This window comes from Vibrio sp. T3Y01, assembly GCF_013114525.1.
GTDB lineage: Bacteria > Pseudomonadota > Gammaproteobacteria > Enterobacterales > Vibrionaceae > Vibrio > Vibrio chagasii_B.
The window spans coordinates 298,976-312,171 of sequence record NZ_VTXJ01000007.1 but is presented as its reverse complement, the minus strand read 5'-3'; the positions used below and the strand labels follow the sequence as shown (position 1 = coordinate 312,171).

Annotated in this window: 10 protein-coding genes and 1 other annotated feature; of the genes, 6 read left to right on the top strand and 4 right to left on the bottom strand. The window is 43.9% G+C overall.

Going from position 1 to position 13,196, the window contains the following annotated elements; all coding sequences use genetic code 11:
- Positions 1 to 426: 426 nt before the first annotated feature.
- The 3 genes from clpB to rluD form a co-directional block, all read right to left on the bottom strand.
- On the bottom strand, positions 427 to 3,000 hold the full coding sequence (gene clpB / locus F0232_RS10430; protein ID WP_171731846.1) for an ATP-dependent chaperone ClpB: 2,574 nt from the start codon (positions 2,998 to 3,000) through the stop codon (positions 427 to 429).
- A gap of 142 nt (positions 3,001 to 3,142) precedes the next feature.
- Positions 3,143 to 3,883: a peptidoglycan editing factor PgeF gene (gene pgeF / locus F0232_RS10425; protein ID WP_171731847.1), complete on the bottom strand. Its 741-nt coding sequence runs from the start codon at positions 3,881 to 3,883 to the stop codon at positions 3,143 to 3,145.
- 2 nt (positions 3,884 to 3,885) lie between these two features.
- Positions 3,886 to 4,860, bottom strand: coding sequence for a 23S rRNA pseudouridine(1911/1915/1917) synthase RluD (rluD, locus tag F0232_RS10420; RefSeq protein ID WP_004739484.1), 975 nt, complete (start codon positions 4,858 to 4,860; stop codon positions 3,886 to 3,888).
- A gap of 137 nt (positions 4,861 to 4,997) precedes the next feature.
- Between rluD and F0232_RS10415 the strand changes: the two genes are divergently transcribed.
- The 6 genes from F0232_RS10415 (at position 4,998) to yjjX (ending at position 12,636) form a co-directional block, all read left to right on the top strand.
- The gene (locus F0232_RS10415; RefSeq protein WP_008221648.1) at positions 4,998 to 5,726 is read left to right on the top strand and encodes an outer membrane protein assembly factor BamD; all 729 of its coding nucleotides are present in this window, start codon (positions 4,998 to 5,000) and stop codon (positions 5,724 to 5,726) included.
- Positions 5,727 to 5,863: 137 nt separating this feature from the next.
- A complete protein-coding gene (locus tag F0232_RS10410) occupies positions 5,864 to 7,288 on the top strand; it encodes a transporter substrate-binding domain-containing protein (protein ID WP_367613621.1) in 1,425 nt (474 codons plus the stop codon).
- 408 nt (positions 7,289 to 7,696) lie between these two features.
- Positions 7,697 to 8,032 (top strand): ribosome-associated translation inhibitor RaiA, encoded by a 336-nt coding sequence (gene raiA / locus F0232_RS10405; protein ID WP_004735034.1) that lies wholly within the window; start codon positions 7,697 to 7,699, stop codon positions 8,030 to 8,032.
- 110 nt (positions 8,033 to 8,142) lie between these two features.
- Positions 8,143 to 8,264: a sequence feature (Phe leader region), on the top strand.
- A 12-nt stretch (positions 8,265 to 8,276) separates the two neighbouring features.
- Positions 8,277 to 9,452 (top strand): prephenate dehydratase, encoded by a 1,176-nt coding sequence (gene pheA / locus F0232_RS10400; protein WP_116870046.1) that lies wholly within the window; start codon positions 8,277 to 8,279, stop codon positions 9,450 to 9,452.
- Between the two features lie 285 nt (positions 9,453 to 9,737).
- Positions 9,738 to 12,074 carry a bifunctional diguanylate cyclase/phosphodiesterase gene (locus F0232_RS10395; protein WP_116870045.1) on the top strand — a complete coding sequence of 779 codons (2,337 nt, stop codon included), beginning with the start codon at positions 9,738 to 9,740 and terminating at the stop codon, positions 12,072 to 12,074.
- 40 nt (positions 12,075 to 12,114) lie between these two features.
- Complete coding sequence (yjjX, locus tag F0232_RS10390) at positions 12,115 to 12,636, top strand: inosine/xanthosine triphosphatase (protein WP_061033323.1); 522 nt, start codon at positions 12,115 to 12,117, stop codon at positions 12,634 to 12,636.
- 127 nt (positions 12,637 to 12,763) lie between these two features.
- On the opposite strand, the gene trpR is transcribed toward yjjX, so the two are convergent.
- Positions 12,764 to 13,057: a trp operon repressor gene (gene trpR, locus F0232_RS10385; protein WP_008221633.1), complete on the bottom strand. Its 294-nt coding sequence runs from the start codon at positions 13,055 to 13,057 to the stop codon at positions 12,764 to 12,766.
- Positions 13,058 to 13,196: the final 139 nt, after the last annotated feature.

The window sequence follows — 13,196 nt, the reverse complement described above, 5'->3', positions numbered from 1 at the left end:
ATCATTTTGATTCCGAAGAATCTGTTTTATCTAACGATAAAACGTTTTGATATTCATCAACGAGTGCCCACACAGATTGATAGGTTTAAATTGTTAAAGAGCTTAACTTCTTAAGCGTTCCTTTTAACAAGGAGCCTCTCGAAGTGGACGGCCATTCTAGCGAATTGGGATTCAGTGTCAAACACTTTTTCCTGCTAATTTTTTGAAGCATCTTAAATGCTTATTTGCCGTTTCGCTGCTTAGTTCAAACCGCTTGGTTATCCCTGACAACGGAGGCGCATTATAGAGATAATAATCTTGCGCACAAGGCCAAAAACGAAAAAAAGCCGCCACTAGCGACTGTTCGAATAGTATTTATACAAAGCGTTCGAAATAGGTACGATTTAGACTAAATTTAGCGAATCGTACCTATTGTTTCTGCCCCAATTACTGGTGAGCAATAATTCTGTCGTTATTAACTAATAGCTGTACTTTTTTATCTGGGTTGATTTTTCCAGCAAGTATCGCTTTCGCCAATGGGTTCTCTACACTCTGTTGAATCGCTCTTTTCAACGGTCGTGCCCCATATACAGGGTCGAAACCAACTTGAGAAATTAGCTTCAGCGCTTTTTCTGACACCTCAAGTTCATAACCATTATCTTCCATACGCTTTTTCAGGTGCTCAAGCTGAATAGAAGCAATAGATTGAATGTGCTCTTGCCCTAATGGATGGAACACCACGCTTTCATCAACACGGTTCAAAAACTCAGGACGGAAATGTTTACCTACCACTTCCATCACCTCATTCTTTATTCCTTGGTAATCGAGCGTATTGAAGTTTTCTTGAATTCTCGAAGAGCCCAAGTTCGATGTCATGATCACGACCGTATTTCTGAAGTCGACTGTGCGGCCTTGTCCATCAGTCAAGCGTCCATCATCAAGAACCTGAAGTAAAATATTGAAAACATCTGGGTGTGCTTTCTCGATTTCATCTAACAAGATTACTGAATATGGTTTGCGGCGCACTGCTTCAGTTAAATAACCACCCTCTTCGTAACCGACATAGCCCGGAGGCGCGCCAACTAAACGAGCAACAGAGTGTTTCTCCATAAACTCAGACATGTCGATACGTACCATTGCATCGTCACTATCAAACATGAAGTTAGCAAGCGTTTTACAGAGCTCCGTTTTACCTACCCCTGTAGGGCCAAGGAATAGAAAAGAACCAATTGGCTTATTCGGATCAGATAAACCAGCACGGCTACGACGAATCGCATTCGAAACCACTTCTACTGCTTCGCCTTGGCCGATAACGCGCTTATGCAGAACACCCTCCATCTTTAGAAGCTTCTCTTTTTCTGCTTCTAACATCTTGGAAACCGGAATCCCCGTTTGCTTAGATAAGACATCTGCAATTTCTGCGTCAGTAACCTTATTGCGCAGTAAGGTCATCTCTTGCATTTCAGCTTGGGTAGCAAGGTCTAGTTGCTTCTCCAACTCTGGGATACGACCATATTGCAGTTCAGACATTCGATTTAGATCGCCAGCACGTCTTGCAAAGTCCATATCCATGCGAGCTTGTTCTAGCTCTGATTTGATATGTTGCGTGCCAGACAGTGCTGCTTTCTCAGCGTTCCACACTTCTTCAAGTTCAGCAAAGTCACGCTCTTTATCAGAAAGCTCCGCTTGTAAGGTGCGAAGACGCTTTTCACTTGCTTCATCGTTTTCATTAGTTAGCGCTTGCTGCTCGATCTTAAGCTGAATGATCTTACGCTCGAGTTTATCCAGAGATTCAGGTTTTGAATCGATCTGCATACGGATACTCGATGCGGCTTCATCAATCAGATCAATTGCTTTATCTGGCAGTTGACGATCAGAAACGTATCGATGAGATAGTGTTGCTGCAGCCACGATCGCTGGGTCGGTAATTTCTACATGATGGTGAAGTTCATAACGCTCTTTCAAACCACGAAGAATCGCCACCGTGTCTTCAACCGTTGGTTCATCGACAAGCACTTTTTGGAAGCGGCGCTCTAACGCTGGGTCTTTCTCTATATATTGGCGGTATTCATCAAGAGTCGTTGCGCCAACACAGTGAAGTTCACCACGAGCCAATGCTGGTTTCAGCATGTTACCCGCATCCATAGAGCCTTCACCTTTACCCGCACCGACCATGGTATGAATTTCATCGATGAAGAGAATGATATTGCCTTCTTCTTTAGACAATTCATTGAGAACAGACTTCAAACGCTCTTCAAACTCACCACGGTATTTAGCACCAGCCACCAAAGCGCCCATGTCTAATGACAGTACTCGTCGGCCTCTTAAACCTTCCGGCACTTCATTGTTAATAATGCGCTGAGCCAAACCTTCAACGATAGCTGTCTTACCTACACCAGGTTCACCGATAATGACAGGGTTGTTCTTAGTACGACGCTGAAGTACTTGGATGGTACGACGGATTTCGTCATCTCGACCGATAACAGGATCGAGCTTGCCTTGCTCCGCTCTTTCAGTCAGATCGATGGTGAACTTCTCTAACGCTTGGCGTCGGTCTTCGGCATTTGGGTCATCAACTTTTTGACCGCCACGAACCTGCTCGATAGCTTGAGATAATTTTTGCTCAGTAAGACCTAGCTCTTTAAGCAGGTTACCTAAAGGACCTTTATCTTCAATTGCGGCAAGTAGGAAGACTTCCGAAGAAATGTATGTGTCTTGGCGCTTTTGTGCGACCTTGTCACATAGATTGAACAGAGTACCCATTGTATTCGAAAGCTGAACATCACCACCGATACCACTTACTTTCGGTACACGGTCTAATATTTCGCTTAACTTTGAACGCAACTGAACCACATCAATATTCAACATGGTAAGCAATGGACGAATCGCACTACCATCTTGATTTAATAGCGACACCATTAGGTGTACAGGCTCTATATATTGGTGATCACGACCTAATGCGAGCGACTGAGCATCAGATATCGCAATTTGAAATTTACTAGTGAATCGATCGAGACGCATGCCAACCTTCCTACTCTTAGATATGTTTATCTTATGGTTAGAAGATGGATACGGTAACGCGGATTTTCAAGGGATAGGAATGAAGAATAGAGTTTATATAAAAATATAATTGCGCTGGATAAAAGCGGACACTTACTAAACGTTACTCTAGCCAAATAAAGGTAGCCTGACGGCCAGTAACGCCATCTCGACGATAAGAATAGAAAGCATCAGAATCGGCAAAAGTACAAAGGTTCGAATCCGTTACTTGCGAAACTCCAACTTTAGCAAGTCGCTGTGTTGCAAGTTGAGACATGTTCGCTAACCATTTGCCCGGTTCAGTTTTCGCTTTGAATACAAGCTTCGCTTGAGGATCAAAACTAACGAAAGCTTCTAACACATCATCACCAACCTCAAAGGCCTGTTTGCCAATAGCAGGGCCAAGCCAAGCGATAATCTGGTTATCGGAGCCGAGATTAGAAAACTTTGCGACTGCATTTTCAAGAATACCACCAGCAAGACCACGCCATCCGGCATGAACCGCAGCAACTTGAGTACCTTTGGTATCCGTGAGGATCACTGGCAAACAATCTGCAGTCATCGCTGAACACACAACCCCAGTCGCTGGAGTAAATGCGCCATCCGCGTCGAGAACATTGGTTGTTGGCTCTAAAACCGTAACCACATCTGTAGAATGTGTTTGGTTTAGCCATACCGGTGCAGTTGGCATGTTAGCGTGTTGCGTAAGCCATATGCGGTTACGTTCAACCAATGAAGCATCATCCCCAACATGCATACCAAGGTTTAGCCCATGATATGCATCAGCAGAAAAACCACCAACACGCGTCGAAGCAAAAGCCTTCACGTTACTTGGTGCGTTCCAGTTGGGGATGATCATCGACATAATTAAATGTCTTCTTCTAGGTTATCGCGAGCATCAACACGCAATGCTTCAGCCATTACAACCATGTCATTTGGCACAGGTGCGTGGAACTCAACTTCTTCGCCCGTGATTGGGTGAACAAATTTAAGCATAACCGCGTGTAGTGCTTGGCGATCAAAAGCACGAATCATCTTCGTTAGTTCTTCTGATGCGCCTTTTGGAATACGAGCACGACCGCCGTATGCAATATCACCTAACAGTGGATGCTGAAGGTAAGACATGTGTACACGGATTTGGTGAGTACGACCCGTTTCTAGGCGTAGACGAATACGTGTATGTTCACGGAAGTGCTCAGCAACACGGTAGTGAGTTACCGCTGGCTTACCCGTTTCATTCACAGCCATCAAAGTACGCTTGGTTGCGTGGCGGCTAATGCCTTTTTCTACCATGCCACCAGCGGTCATTTTGCCGATTGCAATCGCTTCATATTCACGAGTAATACGACGCTTAGCCAATGCACGAACAAGGCGAGTCTGTGCTGGTACTGTTTTAGCAACAACCATAAGACCTGTTGTGTCTTTATCGAGACGGTGAACAATACCTGCACGAGGTACTTCAGCGATTTGTGGGTAGTGGTGCAGCAACGCGTTTAGCACGGTTCCATCCGGCGTACCTGCTCCTGGGTGAACAACAAAATCACGTGGCTTGTTGATCACCAGTAGATGTTCATCTTCAAAGACAATGTCTAGAGGAATGTCTTGTGCTTCCCAGCGCTCTTCATCTTCAAGTTCAGCTTGTAAGATGATCTCTTCTCCGCCCATAACCTTAACGCGTGGCTTGGTAATAACTTCGCCATCCACTTGGACTTTGCCGTCAAGAAGCCACTCTTTAATACGAGAGCGAGAAAAATCGGTAAATAGTTCAGCGACAGCTTGGTCTAAACGTTGACCTAACTGGCTGCTTTTTACTGTGTCTGTTAATGTGATCTGCTGAGCCATATCGAACTTTTTTAAAAACCGTGAGACTAATACCCATTAGTATGGATAAAATAGAATAATTGCATCATTGTATCTGTTACTGGTTAGAAAGTAACGGAAGCTTACGAAATATTTAATTCAAGGAATCGACGCCTGACATGAAACACCTTACTTTAGCGGGTCTATTAGCCGTATCACTCTTGGCTGGTTGTTCAAGTACCGAAGAGATAGTGCCAGATGTACCGCCATCGGTTCTCTACTCTGAGGCGCAAGAATCGCTGCAAAGTGGTAGCTGGCTTTCTGCCATTGAAAAGCTAGAAGCCCTAGACTCTCGTTACCCTTTCGGCGCCTATTCTGAACAAGTACAGCTAGACCTGATTTACGCTTACTACAAAAATGATGACCTAGCGCTTGGCCTAGCGACCATTTCACGTTTCTTGCGTTTAAACCCAACTCACGAAAAACAAGACTGGGTTCTTTACATGCGCGGCCTAACGCACATGGCACAAGACAGAAACTTTATGCACGATATTTTTAATATCGACCGTAGCGACCGAGATCCTGAGCCAGTAAAACTCGCTTTTGCTGATTTCAAACGACTACTAGAGCGCTTCCCAGCAAGCCCTTACGCAGAAGATGCACAAAAACGCATGTTCGCACTTAAAAACCGTTTGGCGGATTACGACCTAGCAACGGCAGATTTCTATCTACGTCGTGAAGCTTGGATCGCTGCAATCAATAGAACGCAAGAACTGCAAAAGACTTACCCAGATACTATCGCTGCGCGTAAGTCTCTAAAAATTCAGCTAGAGGCTTACAAACAGCTTGGCCTTGAGGACGCGATCCAAAGAACAGAAGCCTTGATTGAGCTGAACCCACTACCTTAGCCAACCATTCTGTTCCTGACTAAAAAAGCGCGCTAATTTACTAGCGCGCTTTTTTAAACCCATACCACGAACTTGATGAATCGAACAATACACGGTATCTTCAATAAATAACTTTTAACAAAACATCAACATGGAGTGTGGATGTGAGTAGGTTGTTATTATTTATTGGGATCGTGCTATTTAGCCAATTTTCCCACGCGTTAGAACTCTCGCCATTAAGCAATAAGCCTTACATGGGGGATCTCGATGTACTCAAAACCAAAGGAACGGTGAGAGTGCTTGTCTCTGCTGACCTCGGCTTTTACTACATAGAAGATGGCAAGCCCAAAGGCATCGTTGCCGAGATGCTTTACCATTTTGAAAAAAGCCTTCGTAAGAAACACCCTTACCTGAACGTTCAAATTATTCCTGTGCAGCGAGATGACCTGCTCCCTTCTTTACAGTCAGGCTATGGCGATGTTGCTGTTGCAAACCTGACCGTCACCGATAAGCGATTAAAGGTGATCGACTTTTCAGACCCTATGATTAAAGACGGTAAAGAGCTCATTATCACAGGCAAGAATTCAGAAGCGATCACCGAGATCAAGCAACTCAGTGGTAAGGAAGTATGGATTCGGGCAAGTTCTAGTTACTTCGAAAGCGTGCAAAGGGTCAATAAAGAACTCAACGAGCTAGGTTTACCGCCGCTGCATGTCCACTTCATCGAAGAGTCACTGCAAGACTACGAACTGATCGAGCTCGTTAACCAAGGCTATATACAAGGTACGATTCTAGACAGCCACAAAGCGAAACTCTGGATCGATGTGATGGAAAACATTCAAGTCCATCACGACTTACCTTTACGCGAAAATGGTCAAATAGCCTGGGCATTAAGAAAAGACAGCCCTCAACTAAAGAAAGAGATAAACAAATACGTTAAGACAGCTCGAACAGGTACCCTGCTTGGAAACGTTATCTATAAGAAATACATAGATAATACTCGTTGGTTAGGTCGGGCACTCAACCCGAACAAAGTTGACCGCGTTGCTAAACTGGCTGATGTATTTGAAAAGTATTCGAATAAGTATGAATTCGATCCTTTGATGATGTCTGCGCAAGGCTTCCAAGAGTCGGGCCTTGATCAAAGCAGAGTCTCCCACCGAGGTGCCATTGGAGTGATGCAGGTTCTACCTAGCACCGCGAGAGACAAAAACGTCAACATCAAGAATATCCATATCGTCGATAACAACATCCATGCTGGCGTAAAGTACATGCGTTTTATTAAGGACAGATACTTTGACGACCCAGCCATTACGCCAGACAACCAGATTTACTTTACCTTGGCGTCCTATAATGCAGGCCCCGCTAAGATCAGAAAGATGAGGAATCTTGCGAAGAAGAAAGGCTACAACCCGAATATCTGGTTTAAAAACGTAGAGATCATTACTCGTAAATACGTCAGTAAAGAACCCGTCACCTATGTCGCCAACATCAACCGCTATTTCGTTATCTATAAACAGTTAGAAGCCATCAATACAATTCGAGAGAACGGCACAGCGAGATTACTGCAAACCAACGATTAATTGGTCATAACCTGAAAAACGACGGGGAAGACTAAAAACACAAAAGCCGCATAAGTAAAGTTATGCGGCTTTTGTTTATCGAATTCTGAAGAAGCTAACCTGATGCTTCGTATCGTGTGCTCTATGTCACAAAGTACAATTGGATAAATATCCATCAAGCACTTTCTATAAGCTGTAAGACGCCCCTAAAAACTGATTTAATTTTTAGCGAAGCCTTGCCTCCAAGTTATCGTTTTTCATAAGGATAACAAGCATTTTTCGCCAAAAAGATATCAAGACTTGCGTAAGATCACATTTGATTTTAATGCTCATTCCACCCCATCAAAATAAGATCTAGATCACATTCTAAATTCCCAAAAGTCGTAATCTGAAGTTAACCCATGAGGGGTACAACAGAGGAAAACTTCTATGAAAATGAACATCACTGGTAAAAACATCGACATTACCTCTGCAATCCGTGATCACATAGAAAGCAAATTTAAAAAGCTGGATAAATGGCAAGTAGACATCATTGGTTGCCAAGCGAGCTTTAGTGAAGAACCAAACAAGAAGAAGAAATTTGAAGCGGTACTAACCGTACCAAAAGGGCAACTTGTAGCTTCATCAATCCATGACGACCTCTACGTTGCTATCAACGAAGTAGAACAAAAACTAGAGCGTCAACTCAACAAGCTACGCCATAAACCAGAAGCGCGCCGCGCTGAAAAGCCTGAAATCGAAGAGCTAGAAGCTGAAGTAGAATAAGGAAAGATAACAGATTAAAAAATAGCGCCTCAGGGCGCTATTTTTTTGCTTGACGCTCGTAGCTCGCTTGCTTATTGTGTTTAAACATTCATAAAACAATCACTTTTTATGCAAACTCAATCTTTGTTTATTTTTGACTTCTTTTTTCTTCCGTAAATCGGAGGCTAAGTCGTTTTAGAAAAACAAGTCAAAAACGAACAAGAAGCCTCCCACACTAGGGAGGCTTTTTTATAAGGACACATTTATGACTGACCGCTCAATTTCACTGGATGATATCCGCCTTCGTCTTAATGATTTAGATGACGAACTACTGAAGCTACTTTCAGAACGTCGCAAACTAAGCATCGAAGTTGCTAAAAGCAAGGTAGAAACATCAAAGCCAGTTCGTGACGCAGTAAGAGAACAACAACTGTTGGTTAAACTGATTAACAACGGTAAAGACAAATACGAACTAGATGCTCAGTACATTACCAAGCTGTTCCACACCATCATTGAAGATTCAGTCCTACTGCAACAGTCATACCTACAAAACCTTGCGAATCCGCAAAGCCGTAAACCATTGGCTCGCGTTGCATTCTTAGGCTCTAAAGGATCCTACTCCCATCTTGCGAGCCGTGAGTATTTCAGCCGTAAGAATATGGAATTGATTGAGTTAAACTGCAATCACTTCAAAGAAGTAGCGTCGACGGTAGAATCGGGACATGCGGATTACGGTGTATTGCCAATTGAAAACACCAGTTCAGGTTCGATCAACGAAGTGTACGACCTACTTCAGCACACCACGCTTTATATCGTTGGTGAGCTATCTCAACCGATTGAACACTGCCTAGTCGCGAAAAGTGATATCCGTTTAGAAGACATCAAAACACTTTACTCGCATCCACAACCACACCAGCAGTGCAGTGAGTTCTTGAGCCGCCTGAAAGATGTAACTCTTGAATCATGTGCTAGCACAGCTGACGCAATGAAAAAGGTCAAAGAACTGGATGGTGATGATGTTGCTGCGATTGGTAATGCATCGAGCGGCAAGCTTTACGGACTTCAGCCTATCCAAGGCAACATTGCGAACCAGACAGAAAACCACACACGTTTCATCGTAGTTGCTCGTAAACCTGTTGAAGTCTCGACTCAGATCCCTGCGAAGACGACACTGATTATGTCAACTTCACAAGAGGCAGGTTCATTGGTAGAGACGCTACTGATTCTGCAGCGCTTAGGTATCAACATGACTAAGCTAGAGTCTCGTCCGATTATGGGTAACCCTTGGGAAGAGATGTTCTATGTGGACTTAGAAGCACACCTAGATTCGGATAATATGCAGCAAGCGATCACAGAGTTGACGGCCATTACTCGCCACTTAAAAGTCCTTGGTTGCTACCCAAGTGAAAACATCAAAGCGACTCAAGTTAAGTTGTCATAAGCTAGAATAAGCAACCGCTTTTTACTAATAGAAGTATTTGGCCTATAGTAGGCCAAATACTTAAGCCCCCCATCTTTACAATACTCTTAGAGCCCCTAAGCCCTCCCTATCTACTACTGCTTTATACCTTCCTAATAGAAAACTCATTAGTAGCCTTTTTATCAATAAAGACAAAACCTTACCGCCTTCACAGGAAAGCACCGTACAACGTGTAATTAATAGCGAGCTCACCGCAAGTGACATAAACTTACGCGCTCAAATTTATAAACCATGTTGTGAATAGCCATGAAGCTAAGTACGAAAATATTACTTCTAATTGCTCCCGTAATACTGATCAGTACTGCGGCTTCCAGCTATATCATTTACTCGACTCAAAAAAACAGTTTCATCAAACGCGAAGATAATGCTCTGCAATTGAGTATGGAAAAGCTCGCCGGACACTTTCGTCAATCGCGATCTTTTTTGAACAGCTATTCTTATGCGCTGACTAAAAGTGACATGATTAAACGCTTCTTCTTGGCCGAAGAGAACCCTAGCCAAGAGCTCGCACTCATCGATGATCTACACGAGACGATAAAGTTATTACAAGATGGCGACGATAGCTTTACTGGCCTTGCTCTTCTCGACGGCGATGGTACCGTGAGCTACTACGCCGAAAATAGCCGTGACCCCTTTGCAGAGATGGACCCGAAGGTCTTAGAGTTTGTTGATCGTCAGTATCAAGAAAAACACGTAACCTCACGTACTGACTACATCCAAAACTCGCAGGGCGAAGGGATGCTTGTTCACTATGAAGTACTTGATAAAAAGAGCGTTTCGGCCCCGATAAGCGAACAGATCAATGATGTATTTTTTCTAGTCGTTTCGGTCTCTCTCGATAAGTTTAATTCACTGCGAAAACAGATAGAGTTTGACTACCAAACCAGTCTTTTCTTTACCGATGAACCGATAACTCTTGGGCATGGTTTAACTCAGTCTGTGAAGCTGGGACCTGAACTTTACGCAACCCTCGACCCGGCTCAATTTTTGTTGGACAACAAGCTAAAATCAATCTGGAATGAGCTCAGCTTGTCGTTTGCTCTGTCTGCCTTTGTCAGTGTGGGCTTATTGCTCATGCTTTTATCCCGCTGTGTGATTAATCCAATCACGCGCTTGGATAAGCAGCTGCAACAGGTCGAAAAAAAGCAAAGAAAGAACATTGAGCGCTTAGGTACTAATGATGAATTAGGCCGCTTGTCACAACGTTTTTATGACATGTACCAAGAGCTCGATAATACCTACCAACAGACCAAAGTGTTGGCAGAAAATGACCAGCTAACGCAAATCCCCAATCGACTTCAATTTCAGTCGTTTGTGCAACAATCTCTGCCAGCCCCTGACTCGAAAACCAATACCTGGGTACTCTATCTCGATTTAGACAACTTTAAGTTTGTGAACGACAAATACGGACACCAGATTGGGGATTCAATACTGGTTTCTTTTGCAGAGCGCATCACTGCTTTATGTGACTTTTTTCAACAAAGCGACAGCGCTAACTGCATGCCTGCACGCTTGTCGGGCGATGAATTCGTTGTCTACATCAATGCCCCCACGAACGCCGATAATATTGCGCATCAGTTTTCAGAAAAATTACTGACCCCGCTACAAAAAGGCTTTATCACCGACTCAGGAAGCTTTCCGATTACCGTGAGCATTGGGATCGCGACCTACCCAAGTGATGGGCATACCATAGAGAAACTACTCTCAAACGCTGATACTGCGATGTATCAGGCAAAACATGCTGGCAAGAATCAGTTCGCGGATTACTCGTTAGATTTGGATAAAACTATTCAGCGTCAAGCCAATATTGAGCGTGCCCTCAGAGATAAAAACTTCGATGAAGAGTTTAAACTCGTTTATATGCCTTACATGGATGCCGCAGGGAACCACGTGATTGGGGTTGAGGTTCTATTGCGTTGGGAGTCCGAACAACTTGGTACGGTTGCACCCAATGAATTTATTCCTATTGCCGAGCAAACAGGGCTATTTGAGCTTGTCGACCGCTGGGTTATCGAGAATGCCTTCGCTTCTTTCCATCAGCTTCAGGGTCAATTTGATCACTCGATTCAGCTGTCCATCAACCTATCTTCCGCAGGGATAGAGACTACGCACCTAGCGGATTTCATTGAACAACACGCAAAGATTAATGGCATTCCACCAAGCTTAATTGATTTTGAGATCACCGAGACCTTCTATTCAAATTCACACGGTTTCCCGCTACTCAACGAACTCGCTCGAATGGGCTACCGATTAGCTATCGATGATTTTGGTTCGGGCTACACATCCATCACTCAATTGGTTGAGTACCCAACGCAAAAAATTAAATTAGACAAAGGTTTTTTAGAAGCCTTGATCGAAACAGATAATCAGAACATAGTTAAACCCGTGATCGGACTGTGTCACGCGCAAGGTAAAACCGTGACTGCTGAAGGTATCGAAACCAAAGAGATGCACCAATGGCTACAAGACGCGCATTGCGACATGCTGCAAGGCTTCTACTTTGGCAAGCCAATGCCTCTCAATGAACTAAGCGACTGGTATCACGAACACCAACAGCGATTTAAGCACCAGCAGAACGATTAACACGCACCAACTGAATCAACCGACTAGAAGAATCGAACACATGAAATCTGTCATCATCGCCTCGCTAAATCCCGCTAAGATCAATGCTGTCAAAAGTGCTTTTGTCTCTGCGTTTCCCAACACCGAGTTTGAGTTCACGGGGGCAAGTGTGCCAAGTGGTGTTGCCGATCAGCCGATGAGTAATGATGAAACCTATCAAGGTGCGGTGAACCGTGTACACAATGCGACACAACAGCAACCTAATGCGGATTTCTATGTTGGGTTAGAAGCGGGAATCGAAGGCGGGGTTACCTTTGCTTGGATGGTGATTGAATCAAATGGCCAACGTGGAGAATCTCGCTCGGCAAGCCTGATGTTGCCACCAGCCGTTCTTGAGAAGCTAGAACACGCTAACGAACTCGGGGATGTGATGGATGAAGTATTTGGTACTGACAATATCAAACAAAAAGGTGGAGCGATTGGTTTACTGACACATAACCAGCTTTCACGTAGCTCGGTCTATCACCAAGCGTTAATCTTAGCGCTGATCCCATTTGTGAACCCTGAGCATTTCTCGGCTTAACCAATGAATGCTTCTCAAGCTTTCTAGCAGCTCGATTGCAAGCTCTAGAAACTAAAAAACGCTAACCCTCAGTTAGCGTTTTTTTTCAATTCGCATTCTCGCTATTCAGTGATAGCTTAAGCCATCATTACTTGAGCAGCAGATCGGCAATAATCGCTTTCTCTTGTTCTGATTTTGCCTTGAGCTCATTCGAGCCTCTGGTGATGGTTGCCACACCGACTCCCAGCATTTGGCTTACTTGTCTTTGAGACATTTCACCTTTCATTAGCTCACAAAAAATATTAATTCGAGCAACCAGAGCATCTCGCTCATCGGGCGTCATCATCATGGTCAACAACAGTTCATGCTGATCTTTCTCAACCGCTGTCTTAACTAAATCCATGAGTTGTTGCCAGTTATCATATTCAGGTTGTGATGCCATATCTCTACACTTACTTTTAAATTCAGACTTTAAAGAGTCGCTTATCGATTGAAAGCGTCTACCACTTTATACCGAAATACTGGATGTGATCCAATGTAAAAAGGCAGTAAGCGGAAATGGTTCGCACTCACTGCCTTCA

What these genes read in the sequence shown, in the direction of transcription:
- clpB (WP_171731846.1), bottom strand. Translation starts at nt 3,000, where the DNA reads ATGCGTCTCGATCGATTCACTAGTAAATTTCAAATTGCGATATCTGAT.
- pgeF (WP_171731847.1), bottom strand. Translation starts at nt 3,883, where the DNA reads ATGTCGATGATCATCCCCAACTGGAACGCACCAAGTAACGTGAAGGCT.
- rluD (WP_004739484.1), bottom strand. Translation starts at nt 4,860, where the DNA reads ATGGCTCAGCAGATCACATTAACAGACACAGTAAAAAGCAGCCAGTTA.
- F0232_RS10415 (WP_008221648.1), top strand. Translation starts at nt 4,998, where the DNA reads ATGAAACACCTTACTTTAGCGGGTCTATTAGCCGTATCACTCTTGGCT.
- raiA (WP_004735034.1), top strand. Translation starts at nt 7,697, where the DNA reads ATGAAAATGAACATCACTGGTAAAAACATCGACATTACCTCTGCAATC.
- pheA (WP_116870046.1), top strand. Translation starts at nt 8,277, where the DNA reads ATGACTGACCGCTCAATTTCACTGGATGATATCCGCCTTCGTCTTAAT.
- F0232_RS10395 (WP_116870045.1), top strand. Translation starts at nt 9,738, where the DNA reads ATGAAGCTAAGTACGAAAATATTACTTCTAATTGCTCCCGTAATACTG.
- yjjX (WP_061033323.1), top strand. Translation starts at nt 12,115, where the DNA reads ATGAAATCTGTCATCATCGCCTCGCTAAATCCCGCTAAGATCAATGCT.
- trpR (WP_008221633.1), bottom strand. Translation starts at nt 13,057, where the DNA reads ATGGCATCACAACCTGAATATGATAACTGGCAACAACTCATGGATTTA.